Here is a 13,769-nt window from a genome sequence, read left to right as displayed (position 1 = left end):
CCCGGCCGGCCGTCACACCGGGTCGTAGGTCCGCTCCACCCGCTGGGTGCCGCTGCGGGTGCGGTACGAACGCACCCACTTGGACGTGGCGTCGGGGTCGGTGCGGTCGGACAGGACGTAGTAGTCCATCTGCGCACGGTCGGCGGTGACGTCCAGCACGCCGTAGCCGTGCCGGTCGGTGTCCACCCAGTGGACGTGCCGGTTGGCGGCCTGGATGACCGGCGCGGCGACCGCGGAGACCCCGCCCTCCGGCACCTTCACGATGTCGTCGAGGTTGTCCGAGGTCACCGAGGTGATGACGAACTCGGTGGCCGCCGAGGCGGAGAGCGGGTAGGTCCCGGCGTCGACCGGCACGTCGTTGGCCCACGCCATGTGGATGTCACCGGTCAGGAAGACGGTGTTGCCGATGGCGTTGGACCGCAGATGGGCCAGCAGTTCGCGGCGGTCGTCGGTGTAGCCGTCCCACTGGTCGGTGTTGGCGGCGATGCCCTCCTGCGGCAGTCCGAGCAGCTTGGCGAGCGGCTTGAACAGGTCGGCGGGCAGGGAGCCGAAGGAGAACGGCGAGATCATCACCGAGTTGCCGACCAACCGCCACCTGGTGTCGGACGCCTTCAGGCCGGCCTTCAGCCAGTCCAGCTGGGCGCGGCCGGTGATGGTGCGGTCCGGGTCGTCCACCGAGCCGCTGGCCGTGGCCGCCTGCTGGGAGCGGAACGAGCGCAGGTCCAGCAGGGAGAGGTCGGCGAGCTTGCCGAAGCGCAGCCGCCGGTAGGTGGTGCCGGCGATCGCGGGGCGGACCGGCATCCACTCGAAGTAGGCCTGCTTGGCGGCGGCCTGACGGGCGGTCCAGGTCCCCTCGGCGCCCTCGGTGTGGTTGACGGCGCCGCCGGACCAGGCGTTGTCGGCGAACTCGTGGTCGTCCCAGATCGCGATGACCGGCGCCTTCAGGTGCAGTGCCTGCAGGTCGGGATCCGTCTTGTACGTGGCGTGCCGGAGCCGGTAGTCGGCGAGGGTGAGGATCTCGTTGGCCGGGGCGTGCGGCCGTACGACCTTGCCGCGGGCGGCGTACTCGCCGGACTTGTACTCGTAGATGTAGTCGCCCAGATGCAGCCAGGCGTCGAGGTCGGAGCGCGCCGCGAGGTGGCGGTAGGCGGCGAAGTAGCCCCCCTCCCAGTTGGCGCAGGAGACCACGCCGAAGCGCAGCCCCGAGACGGCCGCGTCCGCCGCCGGGGCGGTGCGGGTGCGCGCCACCGGGGAGTCGGTGCCGTCGGCGGAGAACCGGAACCAGTAGTCGGTGGCCGGCGCCAGACCGCGGATGTCGGCCTTCACGGTGTGGTCGGAGGCGGCCGTGGCGGTGGTGGAGCCCTTGGCGACGACGTTCGTCAGCGCCCTGTCCGTGGCGACGACCCAGCTCACGACGGTGTCCGGGCCGACCCCGGAGCCGGGTATCGCCTCCGGCACGGGCGTCACCCGGGTCCACAGCAGGACGCCGTCGGGCAGCGGGTCGCCGGAGGCGACACCGTGCAGGAAGGCGGGGGCGTCCGTGGCGGCGCGGGCCGGGAGCGCGGCGGCCAGCGGGCCGGCCAGGACAGCGGCCGCCGCCGCGGCCTTGACGACCGTACGGCGGCGGGGGGTAAGGATGCCGAGACCTGTGGGCGTCTCGGACTCTCTGTATCGACTGGTCACGACCGATCAGGTTACTGATCGGTATGCGCCAGAGCGGGCGAACTCCGAAAGTTCGCCCGCTCTTCACGGATCTATCCACTCCGACGCTGTGTCAGCCCTTGAGGGCCGCGCCCACCACCGTGTTGAACTGCTCGACCGTCATGGGGGCGTTGCCCTGGGCGTCCGCGGTGAGCTTCTTGCCGTTCATGACGAGGCTCGGCGTGCCGGCGACGCCGTCCTTGTTGTCGTCGAAGGTCTTCGACATGGCCATGGCCCAGGCGTCGTAGGTGCCGTTCCTGACCGCGCTCTGGAACTTGGAGTTGCCCTTCAGCGCGGGCACCGTGTCGGCGACCTTGATGAGGTAGCTGTCGTCCTTGAACTTGTCGGTCTGCTCGTCCGGGTGCCACTTCGCGGAGTACAGCGCGGACTTGTACTCCAGGAACGCCTCGGGGCCGACGTTGAGCGCGGCGCCCAGGGCGCTCAGGGCGTTCTTGGAGCCCACCCCGTTGTCGTGGTTGTCGATGAAGGTGGCACCGATGTACTGGATCTTGAACTTGCCGTCGTCGACGTCCTTCTTCACGGTCGCCCCGACGGTCTGCTCGAACTGGGCGCAGACCGGGCAGCGCGAGTCCTCGTAGAGCTTCAGGGTCTTCTTCGCGCCGGCCTTGCCGATGACGACCGTGGTGCCCTTGTCGCCCGTCGTGTTGGCCGGGGCGGTGACCTTGGCGTCCTTCAGGCCCTCCCAGTAGCCGGGCTTGTTCATCTGGACGACCGCGTAACCGATGCCGCCGGCCGCCGCCAGCACGGCCACGACCGAGGCGGCCACGACGACCTGCCGCCTGGCCTTGTCGCGCTTGGCCTGCCGCTCGCGCTCCTGGCGCAGCCGCTCCCGGGCCGCCGTCTTCGCCGTCTGGCTGTTCCGCTTGCTCATGTGGGTGATCTCCATGTGGGACGCGCACAGGTCGTACGCGGGATACGTGTGGGGGACCGGCCGTGCTCAGCCGTTCTCTCGCCGCGCCTCAGACGAGGGCGGCGACGGGCGAGCACGGCGGTCCACGCCGTCCCAGGGAGTGCACGAGCAGCAGGTCGCGGACGGCGGTGCGGTCCGGGGCCGGGCGGGGCGCCGCGCGCGGCGGGGCCGGCCGGACCGCGACCGCGGACACCGCGAGCAGCAGCGGCCGGAACGTCGTGGCGGCCACCGCGCGCAGCGCTTGAGTCAGCGCCCGCTCGCCCCGGCGCAGCCAGGCGGCGGCCAGCAGCCCCACGCCGACGTGCGCGGCGAGCAGCAGCCAGGCGGCGGCGGGACTCGCGTGGGCGAGCAGGGTGGCCGCGCGGTCCGGGCCGCCGGTCACCTGGGCCAGCGGGGTGCCCACCCGGCCCTCGCACAGCACGTCCAGGCCGATCGCGTGCAGCGGGCCCGCTATCGGGCCGCCCGCGCGGCCGTAACAGGCGTGCTGGCCGGTGGTGAACACCGTGTCCGCGGCCAGCTCCAGCGGGACCAGCAGGGCCGCGATCCGGCCGAAGCCGCGCTCGCGGCCCCCCAGCGCGTAGGCGGTGGCGAACACCGCGGCGGCGACCGCGCCCACGGTCGCCGCCGGCAGCGGAGCCCGGGACAGCAGCACGTGCGACGCGGTGCCGAGCGTCACGACGACGGCCGTGAACAGCGCCGCGCGCACGGCTCTGAGCTGGGTTCCGGATATGTCCATAGCGAGAGGAGAGTCTGTCACGTCGGCCGGTAAGGGACCCCTAAAGGATGCCTGTGAGGCCGGGTCGTCACAGCCCTGGAATCCGGCCGTTGCGGAACAGGTCGAGGAAGATCTGGTGGTCGGCCCGCGCGCGGGCGCCGTAGCGGTGCGCGAAGTCGACCAGGAGCGGGGCGAAGCCGTCCTCGTCGGCCGCGAGCGCCGCGTCGATGGCCCGCTCGGTGGAGAACGGCACCAGGGACTCGCCGGACTGGTCGTCCGCCGCCGCGTGCATGGTGGCGGTGGCCCGGCCCAGGTCGGCGACGACCGCCGCGATCTCCTCCGGGTCGTCGATGTCGCCCCAGTCCAGGTCGACCGCGTACGGCGAGATCTCGGCGACCAGCTGGCCGGCTCCGTCCAGCTCGGTCCAGCCCAGCCAGGGGTCGGCGTGCGCCTGCAGGGCACGCTGGGAGATCACCGTGCGGTGCCCCTCGTGCTGGAAGTACTCCGCGATCGCCGGGTCCGTGATGTGCCGGGAGACGGCCGGGGTCTGGGCCTGCTTGATGTAGATCACGACGTCGTTCTCCAGGGCGTCGCTGTGCCCCTCCAGCAGGATGTTGTACGACGGCAGCCCCGCGGAGCCGATGCCGATGCCCCGGCGGCCCACGACGTCCTTCACCCGGTAGGAGTCCGGGCGGGCCAGCGAGGAGTCCGGCAGCGTCTCCAGGTAGCCGTCGAAGGCCGCCAGCACCTTGTAGCGGGTCGCCGCGTCCAGCTCGATGGAACCGCCGCCCGGCGCGAACCGGCGCTCGAAGTCGCGGATCTCCGTCATCGAGTCCAGCAGCTCGAAGCGGGTCAGCGAGCGGGCGTCACGCAGCGCGTCCAGCAGCGGACCCTGCGCGGTGTCCAGCGTGAACGGCGGCACCTCGTCGCTCTTGGCGCCGGTCGCCAGGGCGTGGACCCGCTCGCGGTAGGCGGCCGCGTAGACCGTCACCAGCTCGGTGATCTGCTCGTCGCTGAGCGCCTTCGCGTACCCGACGAGCGCGATGGAGGCCGAGAAGCGCTTGAGGTCCCAGGTGAAGGGGCCGACGTAGGCCTCGTCGAAGTCGTTGACGTTGAAGACCAGGCGGCCGTTGGAGTCCATGTAGGTGCCGAAGTTCTCGGCGTGCAGGTCGCCGTGGATCCACACCCGCGAGGTGCGGTCGTCCAGGTAGGGGCCGCCGCGCTTCTCCGCGTCGAGGTCGTGGTAGAAGAGGCACGCCGTGCCCCGGTAGAACGCGAAGGCCGAGGCCGCCATCTTGCGGAACTTCACCCGGAACGCGGCCGGGTCGGCGGCCAGGAGCCGGCCGAAGGCGGTGTCGAAGACGGCGAGGATCTCCTCGCCGCGCTGCTCGTCGCTGAGCTGGGGGACCGACATCGCGGGGTGCCTCCTGGTGCGGGACTGGTGGTGCGGGGATGTGCGTGAACGGGTACGACGACGCTTCCGCCGTCTCCAACGGGCGACGCCACGCGGGAGTGCCCGGTTCCCGCATGAAGGTACGCGGGGAACAGCGGCGGGTGTCAGTGGCGGGGCATAGACTTCGACGCTGTCCCCGACCCGTCCGCCTTGGAGGCCGAAACCGTGTCGAAGCCGCCCTTCACGCACCTGCACGTCCACACCCAGTACTCGCTGCTGGACGGTGCCGCGCGGCTCAAGGACATGTTCAACGCCTGCAATGAGATGGGCATGACGCACATCGCCATGTCCGACCACGGCAACCTGCACGGGGCGTACGACTTCTTCCACAGTGCGAAGAAGGCCGGAGTCACCCCGATCATCGGGATCGAGGCGTATGTCGCCCCCGAGTCCCGGCGCAACAAGCGCAAGATCCAGTGGGGCCAGCCGCACCAGAAGCGGGACGACGTCTCCGGTTCGGGCGGTTACACCCACAAGACGATCTGGGCGGCGAACGCCACGGGCCTGCACAACCTCTTCCGCCTCTCCTCGGACGCGTACGCCGAGGGCTGGCTGCAGAAGTGGCCCCGGATGGACAAGGAGACGATCTCCCAGTGGTCGGAGGGGCTCATCGCCTCCACCGGCTGCCCCTCCGGCGAGGTGCAGACCCGGCTGCGGCTGGGCCAGGAGGAGGAGGCCCTGAAGGCGGCCGCCGACTACCAGGACATCTTCGGCAAGGACCGGTACTTCCTGGAGCTGATGGACCACGGCATCGACATCGAGCACCGGGTCCGCGACGGACTGCTCGCCATCGGCAAGAAGCTCGGCATCCCCCCGCTGGTCACGAACGACTCCCACTACACGTACGCGCACGAGGCGGGCGCCCACGACGCGCTGCTGTGCATCCAGACCGGCAAGAACCTCTCCGACCCGGACCGCTTCCGCTTCGACGGCACCGGTTACTACCTGAAGTCCACGGACGAGATGTACGCCATCGACTCCTCGGACGCCTGGCAGCAGGGCTGCGCCAACACCCTCCTGGTCGCCGAGCAGGTCGACACCACCGGCATGTTCGAGTCCCGCAACCTCATGCCGAAGTTCGACATCCCCGACGGCTACACCGAGGTCACCTGGTTCCAGGAGGAGGTCCGCCGCGGCATGGAGCGCCGCTTCCCCGGCGGCATCCCCGAGGACCGCCAGAAGCAGGCCGAGTACGAGATGGACGTCATCATCCAGATGGGGTTCCCGGGGTACTTCCTCGTCGTCGCCGACTTCATCATGTGGGCCAAGAAGCAGGGCATCGCCGTCGGCCCCGGCCGTGGCTCGGCGGCCGGTTCGATCGTCGCGTACGCCATGGGCATCACCGACCTCGACCCCATCCCGCACGGCCTGATCTTCGAGCGGTTCCTCAACCCCGAGCGCGTCTCCATGCCCGATGTCGACATCGACTTCGACGAGCGCCGGCGCGTCGAGGTGATCCGGTACGTGACCGAGAAGTACGGCGCCGACAAGGTCGCCATGATCGGGACCTACGGCAAGATCAAGGCGAAGAACGCCATCAAGGACTCCGCGCGCGTGCTGGGCTACCCGTACGCGATGGGCGACCGCCTGACCAAGGCCATGCCCGCCGACGTCCTCGGCAAGGGCATCGACCTCAACGGCATCACCGACCCCTCCCACCCGCGCTACAGCGAGGCGGGCGAGATCCGCTCGATGTACGAGAACGAACCGGACGTGAAGAAGGTCATCGACACCGCCAAGGGCGTCGAGGGCCTGGTCCGGCAGATGGGTGTGCACGCGGCCGGCGTCATCATGTCCAGCGAGACCATCACCGAGCACGTACCGGTGTGGGTGAGGCACACCGACGGCGTGACCATCACGCAGTGGGACTACCCGAGCTGCGAGTCGCTCGGCCTGCTGAAGATGGACTTCCTCGGCCTGCGCAACCTGACGATCATGGACGACGCCGTCAAGATGGTGAAGTCCAACAAGGGCGTCGACATCGACCTGTTGAGCCTCCCGCTCGACGACCCGACGACCTTCGAACTGCTCCAGCGCGGCGACACCCTCGGCGTCTTCCAGTTCGACGGCGGCCCCATGCGCTCGCTGCTGCGCCTGATGAAGCCCGACAACTTCGAAGACATCTCCGCCGTGTCGGCGCTCTACCGTCCGGGCCCGATGGGCATGGACTCGCACACCAACTACGCGCTGCGCAAGAACAAGCTCCAGGAGATCACCCCCATCCACAAGGAGCTCGAAGAGCCCCTCAGGGAGGTCCTGGACGTCACCTACGGCCTGATCGTCTACCAGGAGCAGGTGCAGAAGGCCGCCCAGATCATCGCCGGGTACTCGCTCGGCGAGGCCGACATCCTCCGCCGCGTGATGGGCAAGAAGAAGCCCGAGGAACTGGCCAAGAACTTCACCATCTTCCAGGCCGGCGCCCGCAGGAACGGCTACAGCGACGAGGCGATCCAGGCGCTGTGGGACGTCCTGGTCCCCTTCGCCGGCTACGCCTTCAACAAGGCCCACTCGGCCGCGTACGGGCTGGTCTCCTACTGGACCGCCTATCTGAAGGCGAACTACCCGGCCGAGTACATGGCGGCGCTGCTCACCTCGGTCAAGGACGACAAGGACAAGTCCGCGATCTACCTCAACGAGTGCCGCCGCATGGGCATCAAGGTGCTCCCGCCGAACGTCAACGAGTCGGAGTCCAACTTCGCCGCGCAGGGCGACGACGTGATCCTCTTCGGCCTCTCCGCCGTCCGCAACGTCGGCACCAACGTGGTCGAGTCGATCATCAAGTGCCGCAAGGCGAAGGGGAAGTACAGCTCCTTCCCCGACTACCTGGACAAGGTCGACGCGGTCGTCTGCAACAAGCGCACCACGGAGTCCCTGATCAAGGCCGGCGCCTTCGACTCGATGGGCCACACCCGCAAGGGCCTCACCGCGCAGTACGAACCGATGATCGACAACGTGGTCGCGGTCAAGCGCAAGGAGGCCGAGGGCCAGTTCGACCTCTTCGGCGGCATGGGCGAGGAGACCAGCAGCGAGCCCGGCTTCGGCCTGGACGTGGAGTTCACCACCGACGAGTGGGAGAAGACCTACCTCCTCGCGCAGGAGCGCGAGATGCTCGGCCTCTACGTCTCCGACCACCCGCTCTTCGGCCTGGAGCACGTGCTGTCCGACAAGGCCGACGCGGGCATCTCCCAGCTCACCGGAGGCGAGCACGCGGACGGTGCCGTCGTCACCATCGGCGGCATCATCTCGGGTCTCCAGCGCAAGATGACCAAGCAGGGCAACGCCTGGGCGATCGCCACCGTCGAGGACCTCGCCGGCTCCATCGAGTGCATGTTCTTCCCGGCCACCTACCAGCTGGTGTCGACCCAACTCGTCGAGGACGCGGTGGTGTTCGTGAAGGGCCGGCTCGACAAGCGCGAGGACGTGCCCCGGCTCGTCGCCATGGAGCTGATGGTCCCGGACCTGTCCAACGCGGGCACCAACGCGCCGGTGATCCTCACCATCCCGGCCACCAGGGTCACGCCGCCCATGGTCAGCCGCCTCGGGGAGATCCTCAGCCACCACAAGGGCGACAGCGAGGTCCGGATCAAGCTCCAGGGTCCGCGCAAGACCACCGTGCTGCGCCTGGACCGCCACCGGGTCAAGCCCGACCCGGCCCTCTTCGGCGACCTGAAGGTGCTGCTCGGCCCGTCCTGCCTGGCGGGCTGACCGCACCCCGGGCCGACGCGGAGCGGTGGGAACAAGAAGGGGCGCACCCGGGGCGGGTGCGCCTCTTCGTCATGCCCGGGCTGTCAACTGCCCTTTAGTTGTGGCCGAAGCTCTTCTGCTTCTTACGGGCGGCATCCGCGGGACTGCCCTGGATGTGCGCCACCGGGGACTCGTTGGTCTCCGGCGACGTCCGCTGCGCGTGCTCGTGCGCCTGCTCGGCCTGCGAGGCACGGTTCTGCGGACCGGCCTGCTTGCGGTTCTTGTTCTTGGCCATGGTGATCGCCTCCTGAAGGGGGTTTGGGGGCCAGGGCCGGGACCAGATTCACATATGCCGACAACACGCGCATGTCGGATAATTACCGTGTGTGACAGGGGCGGTGGGCCGGCGGGGACCACAAACGCCACGCCGAAGATCGAGTTCGGGCCGTTAACGCCCGCGCGGTCGGGCAGACTCGAAGGAAGTCCGGAGCAAAACCTCCCGGGAAGAGGGTGAGTCGCGTGGACCGCTGCATCGTCCTGGTGGACGCCGGGTATCTGCTGGGCGCCGCCGCCAGCCTCCTCGCCGGCGAGCCCTCGCGGTCCCGGATCACCGTCGATCACCCCGCCCTGATCCAGGCCCTGCGCGATCGCGCGGAGGCGGAGACCGAGCGGCCCCTGCTGCGCATCTACTGGTTCGACGGCGCCCCCGACCGCGTCCCCCAGCCGGAGCACCGCAGGCTGCGTGTGATGCCCCGAGTCACCGTCCGGCTGGGCGCCCTCACCCGCAGCGACGGACGCTGGGCGCAGAAGGGCGTGGACGCGGCCATGCACGCCGAGCTGACCGAGCTGGCCCGCAACCGGGCCTGCTCCGACGTCGTCCTCGTCACCGGCGACGGCGATCTGCTGCCGGGCATGATGGCGGCCAAGGAGCACGGTGTGGCCGTCCACCTGTGGGCCGTCCAGGCCGCCGACGGCGACTACAACCAGTCCGAGGACCTGGTCGCCGAGGCGGACGAGCGACGGGTGCTGGACCGCGCCTGGATCACCCAGGCCGTCCGCGCCAAGGAACTCACCGGCGTGTGCGCGCAGCCGCCGGAGCCCCGGCCCGAGATCGCCGCCATCCTCTCGGCGCCGCTGCCCGAGTCGGCGCTCACCGGCACGGCCGAGCAAGCCGCCGAACCGGCCGCGCGCCCCCCGGCGGGCCGGGCGGCCGAGAACGGCTCCCCGGAGCGGCTGCCCAGCCCCAAGGGCGTCCCCACCCCCAAGGACCTCGCCGCCCTGCGCGCACCGGGCCTCCAGGTCGCGCAGCCCCCGACCACGGCGACCCTGCGCTGGTCCTCGGACAAGGGCTGGGTGGAACGGCCGGGCGCGGTCCCGGAACCGCCCGAGGTCGCCTCCATGCCGACCCTGGCCCAGCTCACCACGGCCGAGCAGCGGTGGGCCGACCGCGAGGAGGACATCACCACCGTCGGCGGCGACCCGTACGAGGTGGGACAGGTGTTCGCCCGCCGCTGGATGTCCCGGCTCGGCGACCAGACCCATCTCCAGCGGCTGTCGCAGATGTATCCGCGTATCCCGCACCGTATCGACGGGGAGCTGCTGCGGTACGCGGCCCGCTTCGGGCTGCTGGCCCACAAGGACGACCAGATCGACGAGCACGACCGATACGCCATTCGAGCGGGGTTCTGGCGCGAGGTCGACGTGCCGGCCGCCGCCGAACCCGCCGGGGCCGGCGACTGAGCGCGCCGCCGGTCACCGCCGTCCTGGCGGCCCCAAGGGCGAGTAAAGGCCCCCGACCCCGTAGTCTCGTCCCTTGTGAGTACGCGCGCGGGACAGGCACCTTGGCATGACGAGGTCGTACGCGTGCGTGGGCTCAGCAAGACCTACCCGGCCGTCCGGGGCCGCCGCGGATCGCCCGGCACCCCCGAGGTGCGTGCCACCGACGACGTCGAGCTGGACGTGCGGCGCGGCGAGATCTTCGGGCTGCTCGGCCCGAACGGCGCCGGCAAGTCCACCCTCGTACGGCAGCTGACCGGGCTGCTGCGACCGGACGCCGGCCGCGTCGAGATCCTCGGCCACGACATCGTCAAGCACCCGGAGCGGGCCGCCCGCATCCTCGCCTACCTGGGCCAGGAGTCCTCCGCTCTGGACGAGCTGACCGTCTCCCTGGCCGCCGAGACCACCGGACGCCTGCGCGGCCTTGAGGTACGCCGGGCGCGGGCCGAGCGGGACGCGGTCCTGGAGGAACTGGGGCTCACCCCGATCGCCGGACGGGCGCTGCGGAAGCTCTCCGGCGGACAGCGCCGGCTCGCCTGCTTCGCCGCCGCCCTCGTCGGACACCGGCCGCTGCTCGTGCTGGACGAGCCGACCACCGGGATGGACCCCGTGGCCCGCCGCGCGGTGTGGGCGGCCGTGGACCGCCGGCGCGCCGAACACGGTACGACCGTGCTGCTGGTCACCCACAACGTCATCGAGGCCGAGACCGTGCTCGACCGGGTCGCCGTCCTGGACCGGGGCCGGGTCATCGCCTGCGACACCCCGGCGGGGCTCAAGGAACGGGTCGCCGACGAGGTTCGGGTGGAGCTGGTGTGGCGGGAGCGGGCGCCGCTGGAGGTGCCCGAGGTCGCCGTGCTGCGCGAGCGGGCCGTGGAGTCGGGCCGGCGCTGGACGCTGCGGCTCGCGCCCGAGGAGGCCCGCGCCGTCGTCGCCACCGTGACCGGCGGGACCGCGTTCGCCGCCCTGGACGACTTCACGCTCGCCGCGCCCAGCCTGGAGGACGTCTACCTGGAGCTGGGCGGCGCGGCCCGGCAGGGGCTGGTGAGGGCATGAGCGCACGGGCCGCGGAATGCGTATGGATGTGCGCGACTGCCGTAGCGAAGGGGAACAGTTCGTGGTGAGTGTCGTACCCGCGGAGGTTCTGCCGGGTGGCACCCGGGCCGCGTCCGAGAGGGCACCGGGCCCCGCCGAACTCGGCCCGCCCGCGCGGCTGTGGCCTTCCCTGGTGGCCGTCTACCGGGCACAGCTGTCGCGGGCCCGGGTAGCCCGCATCCCGCTGCTGTTCGTGGCGACCTTCCAGTCGGTCGGCATCACCGTGATGATGCGGGGTGTCGTCGACAGCGGCGGTGAGGCCCAGTCCGTGGTGGCCGGTTCGTCCGTGCTGGTCGTCGCCTATGTGGCCCTGAACCTGTTGTCGCAGTACTTCGGGCAGCTGCGGGCCAGCGGCGGTCTCGACCACTACGCCACCCTGCCGGTGCCGCCGGCCGCGGTGGTGCTGGGCGCTGCGGCGGCGTACGCCTCCTTCACCGTGCCGGGCACCTTGGTGACCGCGGTCTTCGGCTGTGTGCTGTTCGGGCTGCCGCTGGCCAATCTGTGGATCCTGCTGGCCGTGATCCCGCTCGCCGGGGCCGCGCTGGCCGGTCTGGGCGCCGCCTGCGGGCTGCTCGCGCCCCGGCCGGAACTGGCCACGCTGCTCGGGCAGCTGGGCATGTCCGCGGCGCTGCTGCTGGGGGTGCTGCCGGCCGACCGGATGCCGCAGGTCGTCCGGCTGGCGCGGGATCTGCTGCCCTCGACCTATGGCGTGGAGGCGTACGCCCGCACGTTCGGGGCGCACCCGGACTGGCCCGTCGTCCTCGTTGACCTGGGGGTGTGCGCGGGGGTCGGCGTGCTCTCGCTGGCCGTGGCGGCCTGGGCGTACCGCCGGGCCGCCGTCCGGTGACGCGGCGCACAGCGCGACCTGGCACGATGTCAGGGTGACCGCACCGCTGACTCCGCCTCCGCCGCCGCACGACCATTCCGCGCACCAGGTCCGGCAGGCGCCCCCGCAACCCGGGGTGCCCGGCGTGGCCGCGTACGAACAGGACGGCCCCGGGATGAAGACCGAAGTGCGGGAGGCCGCGGTGATCGCGGTCGCGGTGGCGCTCGGCGGGGTGCTGCTGGGGTTGCTGTGGTGGTGGCTGGCGCCGCACGTGCCGCTGGTCGGCGACGAGGTCGGCAGGAGCTGGGTCGTCTACCTCAAGGACTCCGAGGGCGAGCAGGCGGTCGGCGTGGACGGCACGTTCACCCTGTTGGGCCTGGGCTTCGGACTGCTCAGCGCGGTCGTCGTCTTCCTGCTGCGGCGGCGCGGGGGCGTGCCGCTCGTCGTGGCGCTGGGCCTCGGCGGGCTGCTCGGGTCGCTGCTGGCCTGGCGGCTGGGGGTCTGGCTGGGCCCCGAGTCCGACGTGCTGGCGCACGCGAAGGCCGTGGGCAAGGGCGTGACGTTCTCGGCGCCGCTGAAGCTGGGCACGAAGGGGGCGTTGCTGGCGTGGCCGCTGGGTGCGCTGCTGATGCACCTCGGGCTCACGGCACTGTTCGGCCCGCGCGACCCCGAGCCGCCGTACCCGCAGCAGCCGTAGCCGCCGTACCGCGAAAGCCCGCGGCAGCCATGTTCCGCGGGTTCGGGGTGGGGTGGGTCAGGCTCGGCCGATCGGGGCCAGTACGGCCGCCGTGAGACGGGCCGGTTCGTCCGGGGCCGGTTCGACCTCCAGCCCCGCGGGGGCCCGCCGAGACGCGGATCGTCGGGTGGGGCGTGGCTCGGGCGTGCTTAGCGGCTCGGGGTGGGTCAGGCTCGGCCGATCGGGGCCAGTACGGCCGCCGTCAGACGGGTCGGCTCGTACGGGGCCGGTTCGACTTCCAGCCCCCGGCGGGCTGCCGAGACGCGGATCGCCGGGTGGGCCGTGGTGCGGGCGTGTTGGCGGGGTGGGTCAGGCTCGGCCGATCGGGGCCAGTACGGCCGCCGTGAGACGGGCCAGTTCGTCCGGGGCCAGTTCGACTTCCAGCCCCCGGCGGCCCGCCGAGACGCAGATCGTCGGGTGGGCCGTGGCCGAGTCGTCGAGGACTGTGGGCAGCTTCTTGCGCTGGCCGAGCGGGGAGATGCCGCCGCGGACGTAGCCCGTGGTGCGCTCGGCGAGCGCCGGGTCGGCCATGGCGGCCCGCTTGCCGCCCACCGCCGCCGCGAGGGCCTTCAGGTCCAGGGAACCGGCCACCGGGACCACGCCGACGACCAGGGCGCCGTCCACGTCGGCGACGAGGGTCTTGAAGACGCGCTCGGGGCTGACGCCCATCGCCTGCGCCGCCTCCTCGCCGTAGGACGGGTGGGCGGGATCGTGGTCGTAGGCGTGGACGGTGAAGTCCACGCCCGCCGTCGTCAGCGCCACCGTCGCGGGGGTGCCCCCGGACTGCTGTTTCCTCGGCTTCTTCGCCATCGGGGTCTCTCGGCCTCGGTCTTCCCGGTCTTCCCGCTCTCGCGG

At 71.3% G+C, this 13,769-nt stretch carries 11 protein-coding genes; 5 read left to right on the top strand and 6 right to left on the bottom strand.

The genetic code is table 11. From position 1 onward, the window contains the following. Positions 1-12 precede the first annotated feature (12 nt). From ACIBA9_RS13705 to ACIBA9_RS13690, 4 genes are all read right to left on the bottom strand, one after another. Positions 13-1,683, bottom strand: a complete 1,671-nt coding sequence (locus tag ACIBA9_RS13705; protein ID WP_399362604.1) for an alkaline phosphatase D family protein — start codon at positions 1,681-1,683, stop codon at positions 13-15. Positions 1,684-1,774: 91 nt separating this feature from the next. After that, entirely contained in the window at positions 1,775-2,593 is an 819-nt protein-coding gene (locus ACIBA9_RS13700) for a thioredoxin domain-containing protein (RefSeq protein WP_399362602.1), read from the bottom strand. Between the two features lie 88 nt (positions 2,594-2,681). Beyond that, positions 2,682-3,368 carry a hypothetical protein gene (locus tag ACIBA9_RS13695; protein ID WP_399362600.1) on the bottom strand — a complete coding sequence of 229 codons (687 nt, stop codon included), beginning with the start codon at positions 3,366-3,368 and terminating at the stop codon, positions 2,682-2,684. 67 nt (positions 3,369-3,435) lie between these two features. Further along, positions 3,436-4,761, bottom strand: a complete 1,326-nt coding sequence (locus tag ACIBA9_RS13690; protein WP_362153890.1) for a DUF2252 domain-containing protein — start codon at positions 4,759-4,761, stop codon at positions 3,436-3,438. Between the two features lie 204 nt (positions 4,762-4,965). On the opposite strand from ACIBA9_RS13690, the gene dnaE reads away from it, so the two are divergent. Continuing rightward, complete coding sequence (dnaE, locus tag ACIBA9_RS13685) at positions 4,966-8,505, top strand: DNA polymerase III subunit alpha (RefSeq protein ID WP_399362598.1); 3,540 nt, start codon at positions 4,966-4,968, stop codon at positions 8,503-8,505. A 94-nt stretch (positions 8,506-8,599) separates the two neighbouring features. On the opposite strand, the gene ACIBA9_RS13680 is transcribed toward dnaE, so the two are convergent. Further along, positions 8,600-8,779 (bottom strand): hypothetical protein, encoded by a 180-nt coding sequence (locus tag ACIBA9_RS13680; protein ID WP_362153885.1) that lies wholly within the window; start codon positions 8,777-8,779, stop codon positions 8,600-8,602. A 224-nt stretch (positions 8,780-9,003) separates the two neighbouring features. On the opposite strand from ACIBA9_RS13680, the gene ACIBA9_RS13675 reads away from it, so the two are divergent. The 4 genes from ACIBA9_RS13675 to ACIBA9_RS13660 all read left to right on the top strand — a co-directional run bounded on the left by ACIBA9_RS13675 (position 9,004) and on the right by ACIBA9_RS13660 (position 12,875). Beyond that, positions 9,004-10,224 carry an NYN domain-containing protein gene (locus ACIBA9_RS13675; protein ID WP_399362596.1) on the top strand — a complete coding sequence of 407 codons (1,221 nt, stop codon included), beginning with the start codon at positions 9,004-9,006 and terminating at the stop codon, positions 10,222-10,224. Between the two features lie 75 nt (positions 10,225-10,299). Continuing rightward, positions 10,300-11,313 (top strand): ABC transporter ATP-binding protein, encoded by a 1,014-nt coding sequence (locus ACIBA9_RS13670; RefSeq protein WP_399362594.1) that lies wholly within the window; start codon positions 10,300-10,302, stop codon positions 11,311-11,313. Positions 11,314-11,377: 64 nt separating this feature from the next. Next, the gene (locus ACIBA9_RS13665) at positions 11,378-12,199 is read left to right on the top strand and encodes an ABC transporter permease (RefSeq protein ID WP_399362592.1); all 822 of its coding nucleotides are present in this window, start codon (positions 11,378-11,380) and stop codon (positions 12,197-12,199) included. A 34-nt stretch (positions 12,200-12,233) separates the two neighbouring features. After that, positions 12,234-12,875: an AAA family ATPase gene (locus ACIBA9_RS13660; RefSeq protein ID WP_399362590.1), complete on the top strand. Its 642-nt coding sequence runs from the start codon at positions 12,234-12,236 to the stop codon at positions 12,873-12,875. Positions 12,876-13,223: 348 nt separating this feature from the next. On the opposite strand, the gene ybaK is transcribed toward ACIBA9_RS13660, so the two are convergent. After that, positions 13,224-13,724 carry a Cys-tRNA(Pro) deacylase gene (ybaK, locus tag ACIBA9_RS13655; RefSeq protein WP_399362588.1) on the bottom strand — a complete coding sequence of 167 codons (501 nt, stop codon included), beginning with the start codon at positions 13,722-13,724 and terminating at the stop codon, positions 13,224-13,226. Positions 13,725-13,769 lie beyond the last annotated feature (45 nt).

Source organism: Streptomyces sp. NPDC051452, from assembly GCF_044454765.1.
Taxonomy (GTDB): domain Bacteria; phylum Actinomycetota; class Actinomycetes; order Streptomycetales; family Streptomycetaceae; genus Streptomyces.
The sequence above is the reverse complement of the archived record's forward strand: the minus strand, read 5'-3'. Positions and strand labels throughout refer to the sequence as shown.

What these genes read in the sequence shown, in the direction of transcription:
- ACIBA9_RS13700 (WP_399362602.1), bottom strand. Translation starts at nt 2,593, where the DNA reads ATGAGCAAGCGGAACAGCCAGACGGCGAAGACGGCGGCCCGGGAGCGG.
- ybaK (WP_399362588.1), bottom strand. Translation starts at nt 13,724, where the DNA reads ATGGCGAAGAAGCCGAGGAAACAGCAGTCCGGGGGCACCCCCGCGACG.
- ACIBA9_RS13680 (WP_362153885.1), bottom strand. Translation starts at nt 8,779, where the DNA reads ATGGCCAAGAACAAGAACCGCAAGCAGGCCGGTCCGCAGAACCGTGCC.
- ACIBA9_RS13695 (WP_399362600.1), bottom strand. Translation starts at nt 3,368, where the DNA reads ATGGACATATCCGGAACCCAGCTCAGAGCCGTGCGCGCGGCGCTGTTC.
- ACIBA9_RS13690 (WP_362153890.1), bottom strand. Translation starts at nt 4,761, where the DNA reads ATGTCGGTCCCCCAGCTCAGCGACGAGCAGCGCGGCGAGGAGATCCTC.